Source organism: Mesorhizobium sp. LSJC280B00 (genome assembly GCF_000502835.1).
GTDB lineage: Bacteria > Pseudomonadota > Alphaproteobacteria > Rhizobiales > Rhizobiaceae > Mesorhizobium.
In genome coordinates, this window is record NZ_AYVL01000002.1 from 80864 (window position 1) to 97029 (window position 16166).

Sequence of the window (16166 nt, forward strand, 5' to 3'; positions counted from 1 at the left end):
TAGGCTAGGAAACGGATCTACGCCCGGCAGCCCTGCAGCACCGTCAGCCTGGCCTTCTTGGGCGTTCGCGCCACCAGCCATTCGCGCACGCTGTCCGGCGGCATCGGGAAAGCGATGGAATAGCCTTGCACCTGGTCGCAGCCGATCGCCATCAGCGAGTCGAGCTCGGCTTCGGTTTCAGCGCCCTCGGCAACGATCGAGATGCCGAGACCGCGGGCGAGTTCTGTGAGGGCACGCACGATCTTGGTGTTGCCGCTGTTCTCGTTGATGTTCTGGACGAAACGGCGGTCGATCTTCAGCCGATCGATCTCGTTTGGATTGACATGGCTGAGCGATGCGTAGCCGGTGCCGAAATCATCGAGCTCAGGATGGATGCCAGCGGCGCGAATGTGCCGCAGCTTTGCCGCGATACCGGTCTTCTCGTCGTCGAGGATGACGGATTCGACGATCTCCAGCGACAGTTTGTGCGCTGGCAGGCCAGCCCTCTCCAGCATGTCGAACAGGAAGACTTCGAAATCTGTCTCGCGCAGCTCCGAGCCGGATACATTGACGGCGATCCGCCCGAAGGCGATGCCTGCGCGGTTCCATTCGGCTGCTTCGTCGATCGCCTTGGCAATGACGATGCGGCCGATCTCGGGCATGAGACCGCATTTTTCCGCGATCGGAATGAACTCGCCCGGCGCGATCATGCCGCGCTCGGCATGACTCCAGCGAACCAGAGCCTCGATGCCGCTGATACCGCCGTCCGACAGCGAGACTTGCGGCTGGAAATAGACTTCGAACGCCTTCTCCGAGATGGCGGTCCTGATGTCGAGCTCGAGCTGCTTGCGATAATCGAGTTCGTGCCTCAGCTCCTCGGAGAAGAACGACAAGCTGCCGCCGCCCTGCTTCTTGGCGGAATACAGCGCCAGATCGGCATGGACGAGCAGATCCTGCGCATTGTCGGCGTCGACAGGGTAGACCGCAATCCCGGCACTTACGCCCGGATGGATTGTCGTGCCTCGAAAGACGATCGGCTTGTTGAGCTTGGTCAGGATGCGCCGGGCGACGGTATCGATGTCCTCGGTGCTGCCGGCACCGTTGAGAATCATGACGAATTCATCGCCGCCGAGCCGCACGTTGAGATCCGACGTACGGCACGAATCACGCATGCGCTGCGCAGCCGCCACCAGCACATAATCGCCGGCGGCGTGGCCGAACGTGTCGTTGATCTGCTTGAACCGGTCGAGATCGAACTGCACCACGGCAACCCGTTCACGCCGTCGCCGCGCCGCATTGATCAGCGTATCGAAATGCTCGGTCAGGAAGGTGCGGTTGTGCAGGCCGGTCAGCCCGTCATGCACGGCAATAAAGGCCATGGAATTGCGCGCATCGACCAGCTCGCGCGTCCGGCGCAGGATGGCATTCGACATCGGCCTGAAAATGAAAAGCGCCACCAGCACGATGACGCCGATGGTCGAGTAGAACAATGTGCGGTTAAGATCGAGAAGTGTTTCGGATCGCTGGTATGCAAAGGCGCTGATGCGCTGGCCAAGTGCGGCATAGCCCGACAATGTTGCGTTGGCAACTGAAGCGTTCAGGTTGACGCGCTCCTCTCCGCCTTTGTAGCCACCATTGCCGGCCATGTTGAGCCGCGATTCGAATGACGAGATCAGGCGTTCGCCGTTGGCGATAAGCCCGACCGAGAAATAGTCGAGATGGTACGGCTTGGCGAAAAGCACGCTCTCGATCGATTTCGGATCGAACCTTGCCGGCGACGCCGGATCGGCGGCGGTCCGTTCGAGCAGCAGATCGTAGTTCTTCTCGAACTCCACCGTCGCTTGCTTGAGCGCGCTAACCAGGGCCGGCTGCTGGTCGCGTGAAGCGCTGCCTGTCGCGCCGGCGAGGAAGACGATGCGCTGCGACAGGGCTTTCTGTGTGCTGACGATATCGAGCAGCGCCTGATTGTGCCGTTGGGTAGACATCACCTGTTGCAGCAGGATGAAGGAGGCCACGACCATGGCGGCTATGATCAACAGAGCCAGCCAGTAGCCGGATTTGATCAGGAGTATGAGCCTGCCTGAAACGGCGTGCACCGGCTGCTGCGACATTTTCTGAGGCGGCCCTCTCGCCAACGAATTCTTGTGCGACAACCTTTGGCTTCAAAGTGTTAACAGGTTTGGGACGGCAGCAGGCCGGCGGCGGCGACCGCGGCGGGAAACCCGCAAAGTGGTTATTGCAATCTTTCGCGGCGCCTCCGCATTTGAACATCGTGGCCTCTGCCGTGCCATTGCCGCCACCGAAGCGGTCGCTTTTGCGATGGATTTTTCGTCCGCGCGGCGCGACAGTCCTCGTCGATCTCAACAGGGCCTGATCATGACCGAAGCATTCCTTTCCCACATCGACAGCGAGCTTGAAGGACTGAAATCGGCCGGCCTTTACAAATCCGAACGGGTGATAACCTCGACCCAATCGGCCGAGATCGAGGTGGGCGGCGAGAAGGTGCTGAATTTCTGCGCCAATAATTATCTCGGCCTCGCCGACAGCGCCGAACTGCGCGAGGCGGCCAAGCAGGCGCTCGACCGTTACGGCTACGGCATGGCGTCGGTGCGCTTCATCTGCGGCACGCAGGAAGAACACAAGCAGCTCGAGGCGACCATTTCTGACTTCCTCGGCATGGAGGACACCATCCTCTACGGCTCCTGCTTCGACGCCAATGGCGGCCTGTTCGAGACGCTGCTCGGCGAGGAGGATGCGGTCATCTCCGATGCACTGAACCACGCCTCGATCATCGACGGCGTGCGGCTGTCGAAGGCAAAGCGCTTGCGCTACGCCAACAACGACATGGCCGATCTGGAGGCGCGGTTGAAAGAGGCGAGCGACTGCCGGTTCCGGCTGATCGCCACCGACGGCGTGTTCTCGATGGATGGCATCATCGCCAATCTGAAGGGCGTCTGCGACCTCGCCGACAAATATGATGCGATGGTGATGGTCGACGACAGCCATGCAGTTGGCTTCGTCGGCAGGAACGGCCGCGGCTCGGCCGAACATTGCGGCGTCGAGGGCAGGGTGGACATCATCACCGGCACGCTTGGCAAGGCGTTGGGCGGCGCGTCGGGCGGCTACACTTCGGGCAGGAAGCAGGTAGTCGACTGGCTGCGCCAGCGCTCGCGCCCCTATCTGTTCTCCAACACGCTGATGCCGGCGATCGCTGGCGCTTCGATCCGGGTTTTCGAGATGATCCGCAATGGCGATGCGTTGCGTCAGCGCCTATATGCCAACGCAGCGCGGTTTCGCTCCGAGATGGGCAGGCTCGGCTTTACACTGGCCGGCGCCGACCATCCGATCATCCCGGTGATGCTGGGCGACGCGACGCTGGCACAGGAAATGGCGGCGCGGATGCTGAAGCGCGGCATCTATGTCATCGGCTTCTCGTTCCCGGTGGTGCCGAAGGGCCAGGCGCGCATCCGCACGCATGTCGGCCGCCCATTCCAGCGCTGACATCGATCGTGCGGTTGAGGCGTTCGCCGCAGTCGGTCGCGAACTCGGCGTGATTTCCTGAGCGGCCGGGACCGAAAAGCGATTCCGGATCAAGAGATTCAAGCGACTAAGTTCAGGCGACTAAGGTTCAGGCGACTAAGGTTCAGGGGACAAGAGAATGTCGAACATGATGAAGGCGCTGGTCAAGGCCAAGGCCGAGCCGGGCATCTGGATGGAAGAAGTGCCGGTGCCGGAAATCGGTCCGAACGACGTGCTGATCAAGATCAGGAAGACGGCGATCTGCGGCACCGACGTGCACATCTACAATTGGGACCAGTGGGCGCAAAAGACGGTGCCGGTGCCGATGGTGACCGGCCACGAATTCGTCGGAACCGTCGCCGATTTCGGCACGGCGGTGACTGAGTACAAACTCGGCCAGCGCGTTTCCGGAGAAGGCCATATCGTCTGCGGCCATTGCCGCAACTGCCGGGCGGGCAGGGGGCATCTGTGCCGCAACACGCTCGGCGTCGGCGTCAACCGGCCGGGCGCCTTTGGCGAATACCTGGCGATCCCGCAGCACAATGTTGTGCCGATCCCCGACGACGTGCCGGACGAGATCGCGGCGATATTCGATCCCTTGGGCAATGCGGTTCACACCGCATTGTCCTTTGATCTCGTCGGCGAGGACGTGCTGGTCACCGGCGCCGGGCCGATCGGCATCATGGGCGCGCTGGTGGCGCAGTGCGTCGGCGCGCGAAAAGTGGTCATCACCGACATCAACCCGGTGCGCCTGGCACTGGCGAAAAAGCTCGGCGTCCAGCATGTCGTCGATGCGTCGAAGGAAAAGCTGCGCGACGTGATGCCGGCGCTCGGAATGACCGAGGGTTTTGACGTCGGCCTCGAAATGTCGGGTGCCGCGCCTGCCTTCCGCGACATGATCGACACCATGAACAATGGCGGCAAGATCGCCATCCTCGGCATTGCGCCGACCGGCTTCGAGATCGACTGGAATAAGGTCATCTTCAAGATGCTGCATCTGAAGGGCATCTACGGCCGCGAGATGTTCGAGACCTGGTATAAGATGATCGCCCTGGTGCAGGGCCCGCTCGATGTCAGCGGCCTGATCACCCACCGGATCGGCATCGACGACTATATTTCCGGCTTCGAAGCGATGAAGGGCGGCAATTCCGGCAAGGTGGTGATGGATTGGTAGGCCAGCTCACTGCCTGCACTTTGGGGGACAAAATGGCGGAGAACGAGCACGGACGTATCATTGCTTCGGAAGCAAAGACCGTACTGCAGCCGGCCGGATTTCGGCGAAAGGGGCAGTCACGTGTCTGGATCGCTGATCGTGGCTTCTGGGTGAGTGTAGTCGAATTTCAGCCCAGCTCTTGGTCCAAAGGCACTTACCTGAACGTGGCTGTCCACTGGCTTTGGGGTTCGCTTCCGCAAACACTGACCTTCGATCGGTCTGAACGCGTCGGCGGGTTCGTTGAGTTCCAGAACTCCGCACAGTTTGTGCCCCTGGTCGGTCAAATGGCGAGGAAGGTACTCGAAATTGATCAGATTCATCGATCGATGTTCCCTTCCGTGCAGGCGACAGCCGCGATCCTCGTGAATGAATTGCAGCTTGGTGCGTACGGCGAATGGGCAGCTTTCCACGCCGGGGTGGCGGCCGGCTTGGCTGGTGACTTTGAAACGGCAAGGCGGCTGTTTGAAAGCGTTCGAAGACACGCGGTTTCGCAGGCACAGGCGCTCCTGGCCTACATCGATGATCCGGTAGAATTTCGAAGCCATGTCAAAGGCATCATTGAAGCCGAACGCGCCTATTACGGTTTAGGAGCGTTGCCTGCCGCGGTAGCCATCTGATTTCTGCGACGGTCGAACCTATGGAGGATTTCAACCCAGGGTGAGTTTTGCCTCCAGCGCCGCTACCCCACTGACAATCGCCGCCCGCTCTTCCGCACCAAGCCTCTCCAGCAGCTCCCGCTCGAACTCCTTCGCCAGCGGCACCATTTCGCGATAGGCAGTAACGCCAGCCTTGGTCAGCGCCAGATGCTCGACACGGCGGTCCTTTTCGTCTGGCGTCCGGACGAGCCAGCGGCGCCGCTCGAGTTCGGCGACCGCGCGCGAAACCTTGGTCTTGTGCATCGCCGACTGCTCGCCGAGCGCCGTCGCCGTCATCGTGCCGTGCTGTCCAAGTCCGGCGAGCGTGCGCCATTCGGGCCGGGTCAGGCCGTGGCGGTCCTTGTATATCCTTGAGAATTCGCGGCTGACGGCATCGGCGAGCCGATAGAGCCGGTAAGGCAGGAAGGATTCCAGCTCGAGGATTTCCATGGTTGGTCTTGATTGAGCAGGCTGGCGGCTCATGCCGAAATCACCGTTGATGGTTACATTTTCAATGGTTACAAATGAAACCAGTCTGGTCAACTCAGAGCTTCCCTTCGGACGCTCCGGGACTATGAATTCGGGAGGATTCCATGGCCTATTCCTACATGCCGGGTTTCGGCAATGACTTCGAGACCGAGACTTTGCCGGGCTCGCTGCCGCAAGGCCGAAACTCGCCGCAGCGGCCGGCCTACGGCCTCTATGCCGAGCAGCTTTCGGGCTCTCCATTCACCGCGCCGCGCGGCACCAATGAGCGCTCCTGGCTTTATCGGATAAGGCCGAGCGTGAGGCACACCGGTCGCTTCAAAGCGGCGAATTATCCGCTTTGGAAAAGCGCGCCGAACGTCGGCGACCATCAGCTCGCACTCAGCCAGTATCGCTGGAGCCCGGTGCCGATGCCGAAGGAGCCGACCGATTTCATCGCCGGCATGCGCTCGATCACCACCGCCGGCGACGTGCTCGGCCAGACCGGCATGGCGGCACATGTCTATGTCGCCAACCGTTCGATGGCCGACGATCATTTCTTCAACGCCGACGGCGAGTTGCTGGTCGTGCCGCAGGTTGGAGCCTTGCGCTTAGTCACCGAGATGGGTGTTATCGAACTCAGGCCGGGCGAGATTGCCGTGCTGCCGCGTGGCCTGGTGTTCAAGGTCGAACTGGTCGATCCGCAAGTGCGCGGCTATGTCTGCGAGAATTACGGCGCCAAGCTGACGCTGCCGGATCGCGGCCCGATCGGCGCCAATTGCCTGGCCAATCCGCGCGATTTCAAGACGCCCTGCGCCTGGTTCGAGGACAAGGAGACGCCGTGTCGGCTGATCGCGAAATGGTGTGGCCAGTTCCATGTCGCCGAGATCGACCATTCGCCGCTGGATGTGGTGGCGTGGCACGGCAATTATTCGCCCTACAAATATGATCTTGCGACCTTTTCGCCGGTCGGCGCAATCCTGTTCGACCACCCCGATCCATCGATCTTCACCGTGCTGACCGCGCCGAGCGGCGAGGAAGGCACCGCCAATATCGATTTCGTCATCTTCCCGCCGCGCTGGCTGGTCGCGGAAGATACGTTCCGCCCGCCCTGGTATCACCGCAACATCATGAGCGAGTTCATGGGCCTGATTCATGGTCAGTACGATGCCAAGGAAGAGGGCTTCGTGCCCGGCGGCATCAGCCTGCACAACATGATGCTGGCTCACGGACCCGATGCGTCTGGCTTCGAAAAAGCCTCGCGAGCGGAGCTGAAACCGGTCAAGCTCGACAATACCATGGCCTTCATGTTCGAGACACGCTTTCCGCAAATGGTGACCCGCTATGGCGCCGAGCTCGAAACCCGGCAGGACAATTACATCGACTGCTGGGCCGGCCTGAAGAAGCGCTTCAACGGCACGCCAGAGGGCGACTGGTCTTGAGCGCCGTCGCATGACGGATCGTCTGGTGCTTCTAGGTTCGAAGGGTGGCCCGGCGCTGCGGCCGGGCGGCCCGTGGCCGAGTTCGTCGCTGCTGGAGATTGGCGGCCGCACCATCGTCATCGATTGCGGGCTGGGCGTAACGCGCGGGCTGACCGATGCCGGCATCAGCCTGAAGGCGCTCGACCTGATCTTCATCACGCATTTGCACTCCGACCATGTGCTGGAATTGGGACCGCTTATTCACACTGCCTGGACGGCCGGCCAGGCGACACCGGTCAGTTTGTTCGGCCCGCCCGGCATCGACTACTATTGGCAGCGCTTTTGCCAGGCGATGGAGTTCGACATCGAGATCCGCATCGCCGATGAAGGGCGGCCGGATCTCCGTGACCTGGTCTCGATCGTCGAGTTTGGTGAAGGCCAGGTGGCGGAAGAGCGCGGTCTCAAAATATCGGCGCTGCGTGTCGACCACCCGCCGGTGACGGACTGCTTTGCGCTGCGCTTCGATCATGCGGGGCAAGGCGTCGTGTTTTCGTCGGATACGGCGTTCTTTCCGCCATTGGCGGATTTCGCCCAAGGCGCCGACATACTGGTCCACGAAGCCATGCTGGAAGTGGGTATCGAGCGGCTGGTCGCGAAGACCGGCAACNACCGGCAACGGCGCAAGGCTGAGAGAGCACCTGCTTGCCAGCCACAGCTTTGCCGAGGAGGCGGGCCGCATCGCCAGCAACGCAGACGTCAAAAGGCTAGTCCTCAACCACCTCATTCCGGCCGACGATCCGGAGATCGGCGAGGCCGACTGGATCGCCGCCGTCAGGAAAACATGGGCCGGCGACTTGACGATCGCCCGCGACGGCCTTGTTGTGAGGCTGGAGCATGATCCCGAAAAGTGGGAACCGGTTTTCGGAAGAGATCATGCGTAGAACAAAAAATCAAAGCAGCGCCAAAGCTGCGCCAGGAGAGGAAACCGCATGAAGCTTGCCACATTGAAGGACGGGACGCGCGACGGAAAGCTCGTCGTCGTCTCGCGTGACCTGACGCGGTTTACCGATGCTTCGTTCCTGGTGCGCACGCTGCAGGCCGCACTCGATGACTGGCATCGGATCGCGCCGCATCTCGCTGCGATGGCCGAATCACTTGAGAATAATGCGGTGCCGTCTGCCCGCTTTCACGAGCATGACGCTCATTCGCCGCTGCCGCGCGCCTACCAATGGGCCGACGGCTCGGCCTATGTGAACCACGTCGAGCTGGTGCGAAAGGCGCGCGGCGCCGAGATGCCGGCAAGCTTCTGGACCGATCCGCTGATCTACCAGGGCGGCTCGGACGCTTTCCTCGCACCGCGCGACCCGATCCGCATGGTCGACGACGCCCTTGGCATCGACATGGAAGGCGAGGTCGCCGTCATCGTCGACGATGTGCCGATGGGCGCAAGCCTCGATGAGGCGCGGGCGGCGATCCGGCTGGTCATGCTGGTCAACGATGTAACGCTGCGCGGCCTGACCGGACCCGAGCTCGCCAAGGGGTTCGGCTTCTACCAGTCGAAACCGTCATCGGCCTTTTCGCCGGTTGCGGTGACGCCGGACGAGCTGGGCGATGCCTGGGATGGCGGCAAGGTCAGCCTGCGGCTGCTGGTCGATCTCAACGGCAAACCGTTCGGCCGGGCGAACGCCGGCATCGACATGATCTTCGATTTTCCGGCGCTGATTGTTCACGCCGCAAAAACGCGGCCGCTGGCCGCCGGCACCATCGTCGGTTCGGGCACCGTCTCCAACAAGCTCGACGGCGGGCCGGGCAAGCCTGTCTCGGCGGGCGGCGCCGGCTATTCCTGCATCGCCGAGCTGCGTATGATCGAGACCATCGAAGCCGGCGAACCGAAAACGCCGTTCCTGCGCTTTGGCGATAGCGTGCGTATCGAGATGAAGGACCGGGGTGGGCATTCGATCTTCGGCGCCATCGAGCAGAGGGTCGAGAAGTACGAGGGGGCAAGAGAATGACGGGCGAGACATTCTATCTGCTGTGCGGTGTCTGGGCCCTTGTCATGCTGGCGATCTTCATCCTGGCGATCCGCCTGAGCTATCGCATCGAGGCGCGCTCGCCCGGCCTGACCAACCGCAGCGGCCTGCCGCGCAAGGCGATGATGTTTCACACCGTCACCAACACGAATGTCGCGCTGGACCAGGAAACGCAAGGCATGCGGCGGCGCATGATCGGGCTGCTGCTGATTGTTTTGGCTGGGTTTGCGCTTCTATGGGCGGGTGTGTCGCTATTCCGGGTCGCGCCGTGAAGTCATGGACCTGCTGAACCATTTCCGCGGCATGGCAGCCAACAATCTGTGGTCGAACGACCGGCTCTATCGTGCCGTGCTGCAGCTTGAGCCCGGCGAATTCGAGGCTGAAAGGATAAGCTTCTTCCCCTCGATCAAGGCAACGCTCAATCACATCCTGGCGGTCGATCACCTCTATCTCGATTTTCTCGAAGAGGGCGGCGTTGGCGCCGCCGCCCATGACGATTTTGTGCCGTTCAGTGATGCCAAGGCGCTTTTTGTTGCACAGGCGGAGGCCGACCGGCGGCTGATCGCCTTTTGCGACCGCCTGTCGGCGGACGATCTCGAGCGCCGCGTCGTCACCGATCGGCGCGAGGACGGCATGATACCGGAACGGATCGGCGACCTGCTCGCCCATCTCTTCATCCACGACATCCATCATCGCGGCCAGGCGCACGCGATGCTGTCCGGCACCTCGGTGAAACCGCCGCAACTCGACGAGTTTTTCCTCGATTACGATGTGAAGTTGAGGAAAGCCGAAGTCGAGCGGCTGGAGCTGGATGATCAGGCCAACGCGACGTCGTAGGCTGAGAAATGTCGATCCGCAGTGACCACCGTCAGACCTTCAATTTGAGCCTGTGCGATGAGCAGACGGTCGAAGGGATCGCGATGATGGAACGGCAGATGCTCAAGCCTCGCTGCGTGTAGTTCATTCACACTGAGGATCGGAATGCCGTTCGATCGCAGGATTTCCACGATGTTGCCTGTGAGCGTGACTTTGCCGAGCGATTTCTTAATGGCGATCTCTGCTACCGAGACGGCGCTGACGACCACATCCTCGCCCGCAAGAAAGATGTCGCGATGGTGATCCGAAAGGCGTGAATCCGCGTTGAGTACCCAAAGCAGAATATGAGTATCCACCAGATATTGGCGGCTCATTTAATGTACTCGTCCCATTCGGGACCGAGTTCATCAAAATCATCCGGTATCCGAATTTGGCCTTTCAGGGCCCCAAAAAGGCCTTTGCTCCCGCCGGCCCGGGTGGGCGCGCTTAAGGTCGCCACCACCTCTCCATGCCGCGTCAGATGGATCTCTTCGCCGGCCTGGGCACGTTTCACCAACTCAGAGAGTTGGGCCTTCGCTTTTGCCATCGGAACATTCATGGTCAGACCTCTTATGACCAGAATTTAGGTCATAATTGATCAAACCACAAGGCACCTCGGCCGAGTTGGCTACGCTGCCTTGCCGTCCACCTTCAGCACGCCGCGCTTGATCTGGTCCTGCTCGATCGATTCGAACAAAGCGCGGAAATTGCCCTCGCCAAAGCCTTCGTCGCCCTTCCTCTGGATGAATTCGAAGAAGATCGGCCCGATCACGGTTTTCGAAAAGATCTGCAGCAGGATCTTGGTCGTGCCGCCGTCGACGACGCCCTCGCCATCGATCAGGATGCCGTGCTTTTTCATACGTTCAATCGGCTCTTCATGGCCGTTCACGCGGGCAGAGGACATGTCGTAATAGGTCTCCGGCGGGCCCGGCATGAACTTCAGGCCGTTGGCAGCCAGCCTGTCGGTGGCGCCGTAGATGTCGTCGGTGCCGACGGCGATGTGCTGGATGCCCTCGCCATTATACTTCTTCAGATATTCGGCGATCTGGCTGGTTTCGTCCTTGGACTCGTTCAGCGGAATGCGGATCTTGCCGCAGGGCGAGGTGATGGCGCGGCTGACCAGCCCGGTGATCTTGCCGTCGATGTCGAAGAAGTGGATCTGCTTGAAGCCGAACAGGTCGCGATAGAAATCCCACCATTTGTCCATCTGGCCGCGATAGACATTGTGGGTCAGGTGGTCGAGATAATAGAAGCCGACGCCTTCCGGCCTGGGGTCGCGCTCGCCCAGCCAGTCGAACTCGGCGTCGTAAGCCGAGCCCTTCTCGCCGTAAGTTTCGATGAAATAGAGCAGCGATCCGCCGATACCGACGATCGCCGGCACATCGAGCGTCTTGTCGTTGCCTTCATAGGGCGTCGCGCCCTTGGCCACCGCGTGATCGAAGGCATGCCTTGCATCGACCACCCGCCACGCCATTGAGGCGGCGCAAGGGCCGTGCTTGTCAACGAATTTCATGGCATGCGAGCCGGGTTCGGCATTGACGACATAGTTGATGTCGCCCTGCCGCCAGACGGTGATGTCCTTGCTGCGGTGCTTGGCCACCGGCACATAGCCCATGCGGGTGAACAGTTCGGCGAGCTTTTCCGGCTCGGCATGCGCGAATTCGACGAACTCGAAGCCGTCGGTGCCGGCGGGATTGGTTTTGCTGATCTTGGCGGGCGGTGCGTCGTGCGGGAAGGGACCCATGGCATTGCTCCGAAATCTGGAACTGGCCGCGTCGGCCATCTAAACCCAATTATAGCGCGGAGCGAGTGCAAATTGCTTGCATTCAAACGCTTGAAATGGTCAGATCATGCGCGAGTTGTGCACTGCGGACCCGAAATTCATGGATGAGGCGCGCATCGACCAGTTTGACCGCAAGATAATGGCTCTGTTGCAGGGCGATGCACGGCTGACCAACAACGATCTGTCGGAACGGGTGAACCTGTCCGCGTCGCAGTGCTCGCGTCGTCGCCAGCGGCTGGAGGAGGACGGCTATATCAAGGGTTACCGGGCGGTGCTCGACCGCGACAAGCTCGGTTTTTCTCTGGTCAACGTCATCTCGGTGACGCTCGCCACCCACAACCGCGACAATGCGCGGCGTTTCGGCGAATTGGTGGCGCGGCTGCCGCAAGTGCAGGAAGCGCACGCGCTGACCGGCGAGATGGATTATATATTGAAAGTCGTGACGCCCGACCTGAAGTCGCTGTCGGAATTCGTCAACGGCGTGCTGCTGCCGCACGAATCCGTGCAGCATGTGAAGACGGCGATCGTGCTGGAGACGCTCAAGGAAACCGGCGCGCTGCCGATTTGACGGCATTTTCTGTCAGTTTGATCGGTGCATTCGAAAGGTCTATGACATAGCTGAACAAACAATTGCGGTAGTCCATGTCCAACTTTCAGCTTGCAGGGATTGTCCTCTTTTTTGTTGGACTGGTGCTGTTCACGGTCGGCGGCCTGATCCACCTCGCAAATCATCCCAAGAGTTGGGATTCACGTCTCCTAAATACAAACTGGTCCTGGAGGCCTAGAGCTCCCGTATGGGATCTCAAGGCTTATGACTGGAGCATGTTCACCTATTCGAAGTCGCGCTGGTGGTGCCTCATCGGCTACCCGATCGGCCTTGCGGGCTTCGTCCTGCTGGTGATCAGCACGTTTCCGCTTAGCTTTCTCGCGCTATTCGTTGCTCTCGGCGTGGTTTTCTTCGGTGTGCTCAGTCTAGTCGGCGAGAAGCGCCCGTAGCACCCGCTCATCCCGGCGAGTTGATAGGGTAACGGAGGCCTCTCACCCCTTCGACTGCTGGATCAGCCCATAAAGATTAGTGCAGCGGGCGCCGGACCGGCAGTAAGCGAAGACCGGGCCTTCGAGTTCGTCAAGCGCCTCGGCCTGGTCCTCGACATTCTCGGCCGTGATCTGGCCGCTGATGACCGGGATGTAGCGGAAGGCGAGCCCGGCGCCCTCGACCGCCGCCTTGACGGTGTCGGCCGATGGCTGGCCGGGCTGCTCGTCGTCCGGCCGGTTGCAGATCACGCTCTTGAAGCCGGCGGCCTTGATGGTCGCGACATCTTCGGGCTGGATCTGGCCCGAGACTGAATAGTCCTCGCTTATCTGACGGTATTCCATGGCTGGGGTCCTCGCAATCTGGTTAGCGGCAGTCTTGCCACTCCCTGACCCGGTCGGCAATCCGCGCGAAAAGAAATCCATCCGCAGATAGAGATTTCGATGCCAGAAATCCAGCCGGGCTAACGCCGCATGTCGCCAGGACGCATCATGCGCCAACCCGGCTGGATGAACCGGATCGGTCGGCTCAGCTTCCTAGGATCGCGCCTTTGATCTGGGCGATGTTGTTGTGCATCAGATCGATATAGGTCGCGGCCGGGCCGTCGGGCTGCGACAACGCATCGGAATAGAGTGTGCCGCCCACCTTGATGCCGGTCTCGCTGGCGATCTGCTCGATCAGCCGCGGGTTGGTGATGTTCTCGACGAAGATCGCCGCCGCCTTGTCCTGTTTCACCTGGCTGACCAGCTTGGCGACGTCGGCAGCGGAGGGCTCCGACTCGGTCGACACGCCTTCCGGGGCAAGGAACGTCAAGCCGTAGGCCTGCTCGAAATAGCCGAAGGCGTCATGCGAGGTGATGACGACGCGCTTCTCCTGCGGGATCGACTGGATCGCCGCCTGCACTTCGCCCTCAAGCGCCTCAAGCTTCTGCGTATAGGCGGCTGCATTGGCCTTGTAGCTGTCGCAACCCGCAGCGTCGGCCGTGCAAAAGGCGTCGGCGATGTTCTTCACATAGATCTTGGCATTGGCGATCGACTGGAAGGCATGCGGATCGGTGACCGTCTTGCCGCCATCGGTTTCCGCGCCTTCGGCGACATCGGCCTCGGCGAATTCGGGTTTGAAATTGATCGGCGTGACCCCCTTGGTCAGCACGGCGACAGTCGCCTTGGTGGCGCTGGCGTCGACCAGGCGCTGCAGAAAACCTTCGAAATGCAGGCCGTTGACCAGCACGATGTCGGCCTTGGCCATCGCCACCGCATCGGCGGGGCTCGGCTCGTAGACGTGGGCGTCGCCGTCCGGCCCGACGATGGTGGTCAGATCGATGCGGTCGCCGCCGACATTCTTGGCGAAATCGGCGATGATCGTGAAGCTGGCGACCACTTTCAACGGCTCTGCGAAGGCCGAAGATGCGCCAAAGGCGGTTAATGTTATAACGCTCACGGCCAAAGCGGCGCGGATCGATTTCAGCATGGACAGGTTCTCCTTGTTGGGATCAGGCAGTTCTGTGGCGGTGATGAACGATGCGGGCACGCAGGATGCCGCGCGTGCCGAACAGGATCGAGGCGAAATAGACGACGCCGGCGGACAGGATGATGGCCGGGCCGGAGGGCAGCGACGCATGGTAGGACAACAGCAGCCCGGCAATGCAGGAGGCAAAGCCGATCACTGTGGCCAACACGCACATCGGCTCGACGCGCGAGGTCCAGAAGCGGGCCGCCGCCGCCGGCAGCATCATCAGCCCGACCGACAGCAAGGTGCCGAGCGCCTGGAAGCCGCCGACGAGATTGAGCACGACGAGGCCGAGAAAGATGAAATGCACCGGGCTGCCCATCCGGCTGACCGAGCGCAGGAACAAAGGGTCGAGGCATTCGGCGACCAGCGCCCGCCAGAAGATGGCGAGGCTGACCAGCGTCACCACGACGATGCCGCCGATCAGCGTCAGCGCCTCGTTGTTGAGCGCCAGCACGGTGCCGAAGAGCACATGCATGAGATCGACGCTGGAACCGCGGATCGATACCATGAGCACGCCGATGGCCAGCGAAATCAGATAGAAGGCCGCCATCGAGGCGTCCTCGCGCTGAATGGTGAAGCGCGAGACGGCGCCGGCGCCGAGCGCCACGATGATGCCGGCGATCAGTCCGCCGATAGTCATCGGCAGGATCTCCAGGCCATAGAACAGGAAGCCGGCGGCAGCACCGGGCAGGATGGCATGCGCCATGGCGTCGCCGGACAGGCTCATGCGCCGCAGCATCAGGAACACGCCGACCGGGCAGGCGCCGAGCGACAGCATCATCGAACCGGCGAGCGCCCGCTGCATGAAGGCGTAGTCGGCGAAAGGAGCGACGAAAAGACCGTAAAGCACGTCCATCATGCCGTCCTCGGCCCGGAGCCGTGATAATGGTCGTGGTCATGGCCGTGCTCGTGGCCACCGTGCTGGTGATCATGCTCGCCGGGCTCACACCATGGCGCGTTGTCCTCCCAGGCTTCGTGGAAGCGGCGCGCGCGCAACAGATTCTCCGGCTGCAGCGTCTCCCTGGTCTCGCCCCAGGCGATCGGCTGGCGCGCCAGCAGCAGTGTTTCGGGGAAATTCTGCCGCACCAGATCGAGATCGTGGACCACAACCATGATCGTGCGTTCCTCGCCGTGCCAGCGCTTGATCAGCGCGATCAGGTCACCGACCGTCTTGGCATCGACGGCGTTGAACGGCTCGTCGAGCAGGATGAGCTCGGCATCCTGCAACAGCACGCGGGCAAACAGCGTGCGCTGCAGCTGGCCGCCCGACAGTGTGTCGATCGGCCGCTTCTCGAAGCCGCCGAGGCCGACGGCCATCAGCGCCTTGCTGACAGAGTCGCGATCTTCCCTCGTATAACGGCCGAGCATGCCGCGCCGCGGCCACAGACCAAGCGAAACCAGGTCGACGACCCGGGCCGGAAAGGAGCGGTCGAGTTCCGATTGCTGCGGCAGATAGGCGGCGCGTACGCCGGGCGCCCGGATCACCGCGCCGGCCATCGGCTTCAGGACGCCGACAATGCCCTTCATCAGCGTTGATTTGCCGGAGCCGTTGGCGCCGACGACCGCCGTCAGCGATCCCTTGCGGATCGTACCATTGAGGTGGTGGACCGCAGGATGGCTATTGTAGCCCAGCGTCAGGTCGCGGAAGGTCAGGCAGGTTTGGCTCATGTGACGATCCATGGGGGCGATGATCGGCGCTGCAGGGGCGGATTCGATATGTG

General features: G+C 61.5%; 17 protein-coding genes and 2 pseudogenes. 10 read left to right on the forward strand and 9 right to left on the reverse strand.

Annotation, left to right across the window (positions count from 1 at the left end; translation table 11 throughout):
* Positions 1-17: 17 nt before the first annotated feature.
* Complete coding sequence (locus X773_RS42625; RefSeq protein ID WP_023674398.1) at positions 18-2090, reverse strand: EAL domain-containing protein; 2073 nt, start codon at positions 2088-2090, stop codon at positions 18-20.
* 265 nt (positions 2091-2355) lie between these two features.
* On the opposite strand from X773_RS42625, the pseudogene X773_RS42630 reads away from it, so the two are divergent.
* From X773_RS42630 to X773_RS73540, 3 genes and pseudogenes are all read left to right on the forward strand, one after another.
* Positions 2356-3541: pseudogene (locus X773_RS42630) on the forward strand (glycine C-acetyltransferase).
* Between the two features lie 96 nt (positions 3542-3637).
* Positions 3638-4672, forward strand: coding sequence for an L-threonine 3-dehydrogenase (gene tdh, locus X773_RS42635; RefSeq protein ID WP_023674399.1), 1035 nt, complete (start codon positions 3638-3640; stop codon positions 4670-4672).
* 32 nt (positions 4673-4704) lie between these two features.
* A complete protein-coding gene (locus tag X773_RS73540) occupies positions 4705-5328 on the forward strand; it encodes a DUF4304 domain-containing protein (protein ID WP_156937260.1) in 624 nt (207 codons plus the stop codon).
* A 30-nt stretch (positions 5329-5358) separates the two neighbouring features.
* Here X773_RS73540 and X773_RS42645 read toward each other — a convergent pair whose 3' ends face one another.
* Positions 5359-5796, reverse strand: coding sequence for a MarR family transcriptional regulator (locus X773_RS42645; protein ID WP_023674401.1), 438 nt, complete (start codon positions 5794-5796; stop codon positions 5359-5361).
* Positions 5797-5939: 143 nt separating this feature from the next.
* Here X773_RS42645 and hmgA point away from each other — a divergent pair, with 143 nt between their 5' ends.
* The 5 genes and pseudogenes from hmgA to X773_RS42670 all read left to right on the forward strand — a co-directional run bounded on the left by hmgA (position 5940) and on the right by X773_RS42670 (position 10099).
* Positions 5940-7253, forward strand: a complete 1314-nt coding sequence (gene hmgA / locus X773_RS42650; RefSeq protein WP_023674402.1) for a homogentisate 1,2-dioxygenase — start codon at positions 5940-5942, stop codon at positions 7251-7253.
* 10 nt (positions 7254-7263) lie between these two features.
* A pseudogene (locus X773_RS42655) lies at positions 7264-8173 on the forward strand (MBL fold metallo-hydrolase).
* A 48-nt stretch (positions 8174-8221) separates the two neighbouring features.
* Entirely contained in the window at positions 8222-9244 is a 1023-nt protein-coding gene (locus X773_RS42660) for a fumarylacetoacetate hydrolase family protein (RefSeq protein WP_023674403.1), read from the forward strand.
* The gene (locus tag X773_RS42665) at positions 9241-9534 is read left to right on the forward strand and encodes a hypothetical protein (protein WP_023674404.1); all 294 of its coding nucleotides are present in this window, start codon (positions 9241-9243) and stop codon (positions 9532-9534) included. Before X773_RS42660 ends, X773_RS42665 begins: the two co-directional genes overlap by 4 nt.
* 4 nt (positions 9535-9538) lie before the next feature.
* A complete protein-coding gene (locus X773_RS42670; protein WP_023674405.1) occupies positions 9539-10099 on the forward strand; it encodes a DinB family protein in 561 nt (186 codons plus the stop codon).
* Here X773_RS42670 and X773_RS42675 read toward each other — a convergent pair.
* The 3 genes from X773_RS42675 to hppD all read right to left on the reverse strand — a co-directional run bounded on the left by X773_RS42675 (position 10078) and on the right by hppD (position 11861).
* Complete coding sequence (locus tag X773_RS42675; RefSeq protein ID WP_023674406.1) at positions 10078-10452, reverse strand: type II toxin-antitoxin system VapC family toxin; 375 nt, start codon at positions 10450-10452, stop codon at positions 10078-10080. The two genes, X773_RS42670 and X773_RS42675, sit on opposite strands and share 22 nt — an antisense overlap.
* Positions 10449-10676, reverse strand: a complete 228-nt coding sequence (locus tag X773_RS42680; protein ID WP_023674407.1) for a type II toxin-antitoxin system prevent-host-death family antitoxin — start codon at positions 10674-10676, stop codon at positions 10449-10451. The genes X773_RS42675 and X773_RS42680 overlap by 4 nt, the downstream gene beginning before the upstream one ends.
* A gap of 69 nt (positions 10677-10745) precedes the next feature.
* A complete protein-coding gene (gene hppD, locus X773_RS42685) occupies positions 10746-11861 on the reverse strand; it encodes a 4-hydroxyphenylpyruvate dioxygenase (protein WP_023674408.1) in 1116 nt (371 codons plus the stop codon).
* A gap of 139 nt (positions 11862-12000) precedes the next feature.
* Between hppD and X773_RS42690 the strand changes: the two genes are divergently transcribed.
* Positions 12001-12468 carry an Lrp/AsnC family transcriptional regulator gene (locus tag X773_RS42690; RefSeq protein ID WP_023674409.1) on the forward strand — a complete coding sequence of 156 codons (468 nt, stop codon included), beginning with the start codon at positions 12001-12003 and terminating at the stop codon, positions 12466-12468.
* 74 nt (positions 12469-12542) lie between these two features.
* Positions 12543-12896 (forward strand): hypothetical protein, encoded by a 354-nt coding sequence (locus tag X773_RS76160; protein WP_156937261.1) that lies wholly within the window; start codon positions 12543-12545, stop codon positions 12894-12896.
* A 42-nt stretch (positions 12897-12938) separates the two neighbouring features.
* On the opposite strand, the gene X773_RS42695 is transcribed toward X773_RS76160, so the two are convergent.
* The 4 genes from X773_RS42695 to aztA form a co-directional block, all read right to left on the reverse strand.
* Complete coding sequence (locus tag X773_RS42695; protein ID WP_023674411.1) at positions 12939-13277, reverse strand: TIGR01244 family sulfur transferase; 339 nt, start codon at positions 13275-13277, stop codon at positions 12939-12941.
* Positions 13278-13461: 184 nt separating this feature from the next.
* Complete coding sequence (aztC, locus tag X773_RS42700) at positions 13462-14403, reverse strand: zinc ABC transporter substrate-binding protein AztC (RefSeq protein ID WP_023674412.1); 942 nt, start codon at positions 14401-14403, stop codon at positions 13462-13464.
* A gap of 22 nt (positions 14404-14425) precedes the next feature.
* Positions 14426-15301, reverse strand: coding sequence for a zinc ABC transporter permease AztB (gene aztB / locus X773_RS42705; protein WP_023674413.1), 876 nt, complete (start codon positions 15299-15301; stop codon positions 14426-14428).
* The gene (aztA, locus tag X773_RS42710) at positions 15301-16113 is read right to left on the reverse strand and encodes a zinc ABC transporter ATP-binding protein AztA (RefSeq protein WP_023674414.1); all 813 of its coding nucleotides are present in this window, start codon (positions 16111-16113) and stop codon (positions 15301-15303) included. The genes aztB and aztA overlap by 1 nt, the downstream gene beginning before the upstream one ends.
* Between the last annotated feature and the right edge of the window lie 53 nt (positions 16114-16166).

Coding starts and splice junctions, on each gene's coding strand:
- X773_RS42660 (WP_023674403.1), top strand. CDS start 8,222: ATGAAGCTTGCCACATTGAAGGACGGGACGCGCGACGGAAAGCTCGTC.
- X773_RS42645 (WP_023674401.1), bottom strand. CDS start 5,796: ATGGAAATCCTCGAGCTGGAATCCTTCCTGCCTTACCGGCTCTATCGG.
- X773_RS42680 (WP_023674407.1), bottom strand. CDS start 10,676: ATGAATGTTCCGATGGCAAAAGCGAAGGCCCAACTCTCTGAGTTGGTG.
- X773_RS73540 (WP_156937260.1), top strand. CDS start 4,705: ATGGCGGAGAACGAGCACGGACGTATCATTGCTTCGGAAGCAAAGACC.
- tdh (WP_023674399.1), top strand. CDS start 3,638: ATGTCGAACATGATGAAGGCGCTGGTCAAGGCCAAGGCCGAGCCGGGC.
- aztC (WP_023674412.1), bottom strand. CDS start 14,403: ATGCTGAAATCGATCCGCGCCGCTTTGGCCGTGAGCGTTATAACATTA.
- hmgA (WP_023674402.1), top strand. CDS start 5,940: ATGGCCTATTCCTACATGCCGGGTTTCGGCAATGACTTCGAGACCGAG.
- aztA (WP_023674414.1), bottom strand. CDS start 16,113: ATGAGCCAAACCTGCCTGACCTTCCGCGACCTGACGCTGGGCTACAAT.
- aztB (WP_023674413.1), bottom strand. CDS start 15,301: ATGGACGTGCTTTACGGTCTTTTCGTCGCTCCTTTCGCCGACTACGCC.
- X773_RS42695 (WP_023674411.1), bottom strand. CDS start 13,277: ATGGAATACCGTCAGATAAGCGAGGACTATTCAGTCTCGGGCCAGATC.
- X773_RS76160 (WP_156937261.1), top strand. CDS start 12,543: ATGTCCAACTTTCAGCTTGCAGGGATTGTCCTCTTTTTTGTTGGACTG.
- X773_RS42625 (WP_023674398.1), bottom strand. CDS start 2,090: ATGTCGCAGCAGCCGGTGCACGCCGTTTCAGGCAGGCTCATACTCCTG.
- X773_RS42690 (WP_023674409.1), top strand. CDS start 12,001: ATGGATGAGGCGCGCATCGACCAGTTTGACCGCAAGATAATGGCTCTG.
- X773_RS42665 (WP_023674404.1), top strand. CDS start 9,241: ATGACGGGCGAGACATTCTATCTGCTGTGCGGTGTCTGGGCCCTTGTC.
- hppD (WP_023674408.1), bottom strand. CDS start 11,861: ATGGGTCCCTTCCCGCACGACGCACCGCCCGCCAAGATCAGCAAAACC.
- X773_RS42675 (WP_023674406.1), bottom strand. CDS start 10,452: ATGAGCCGCCAATATCTGGTGGATACTCATATTCTGCTTTGGGTACTC.
- X773_RS42670 (WP_023674405.1), top strand. CDS start 9,539: ATGGACCTGCTGAACCATTTCCGCGGCATGGCAGCCAACAATCTGTGG.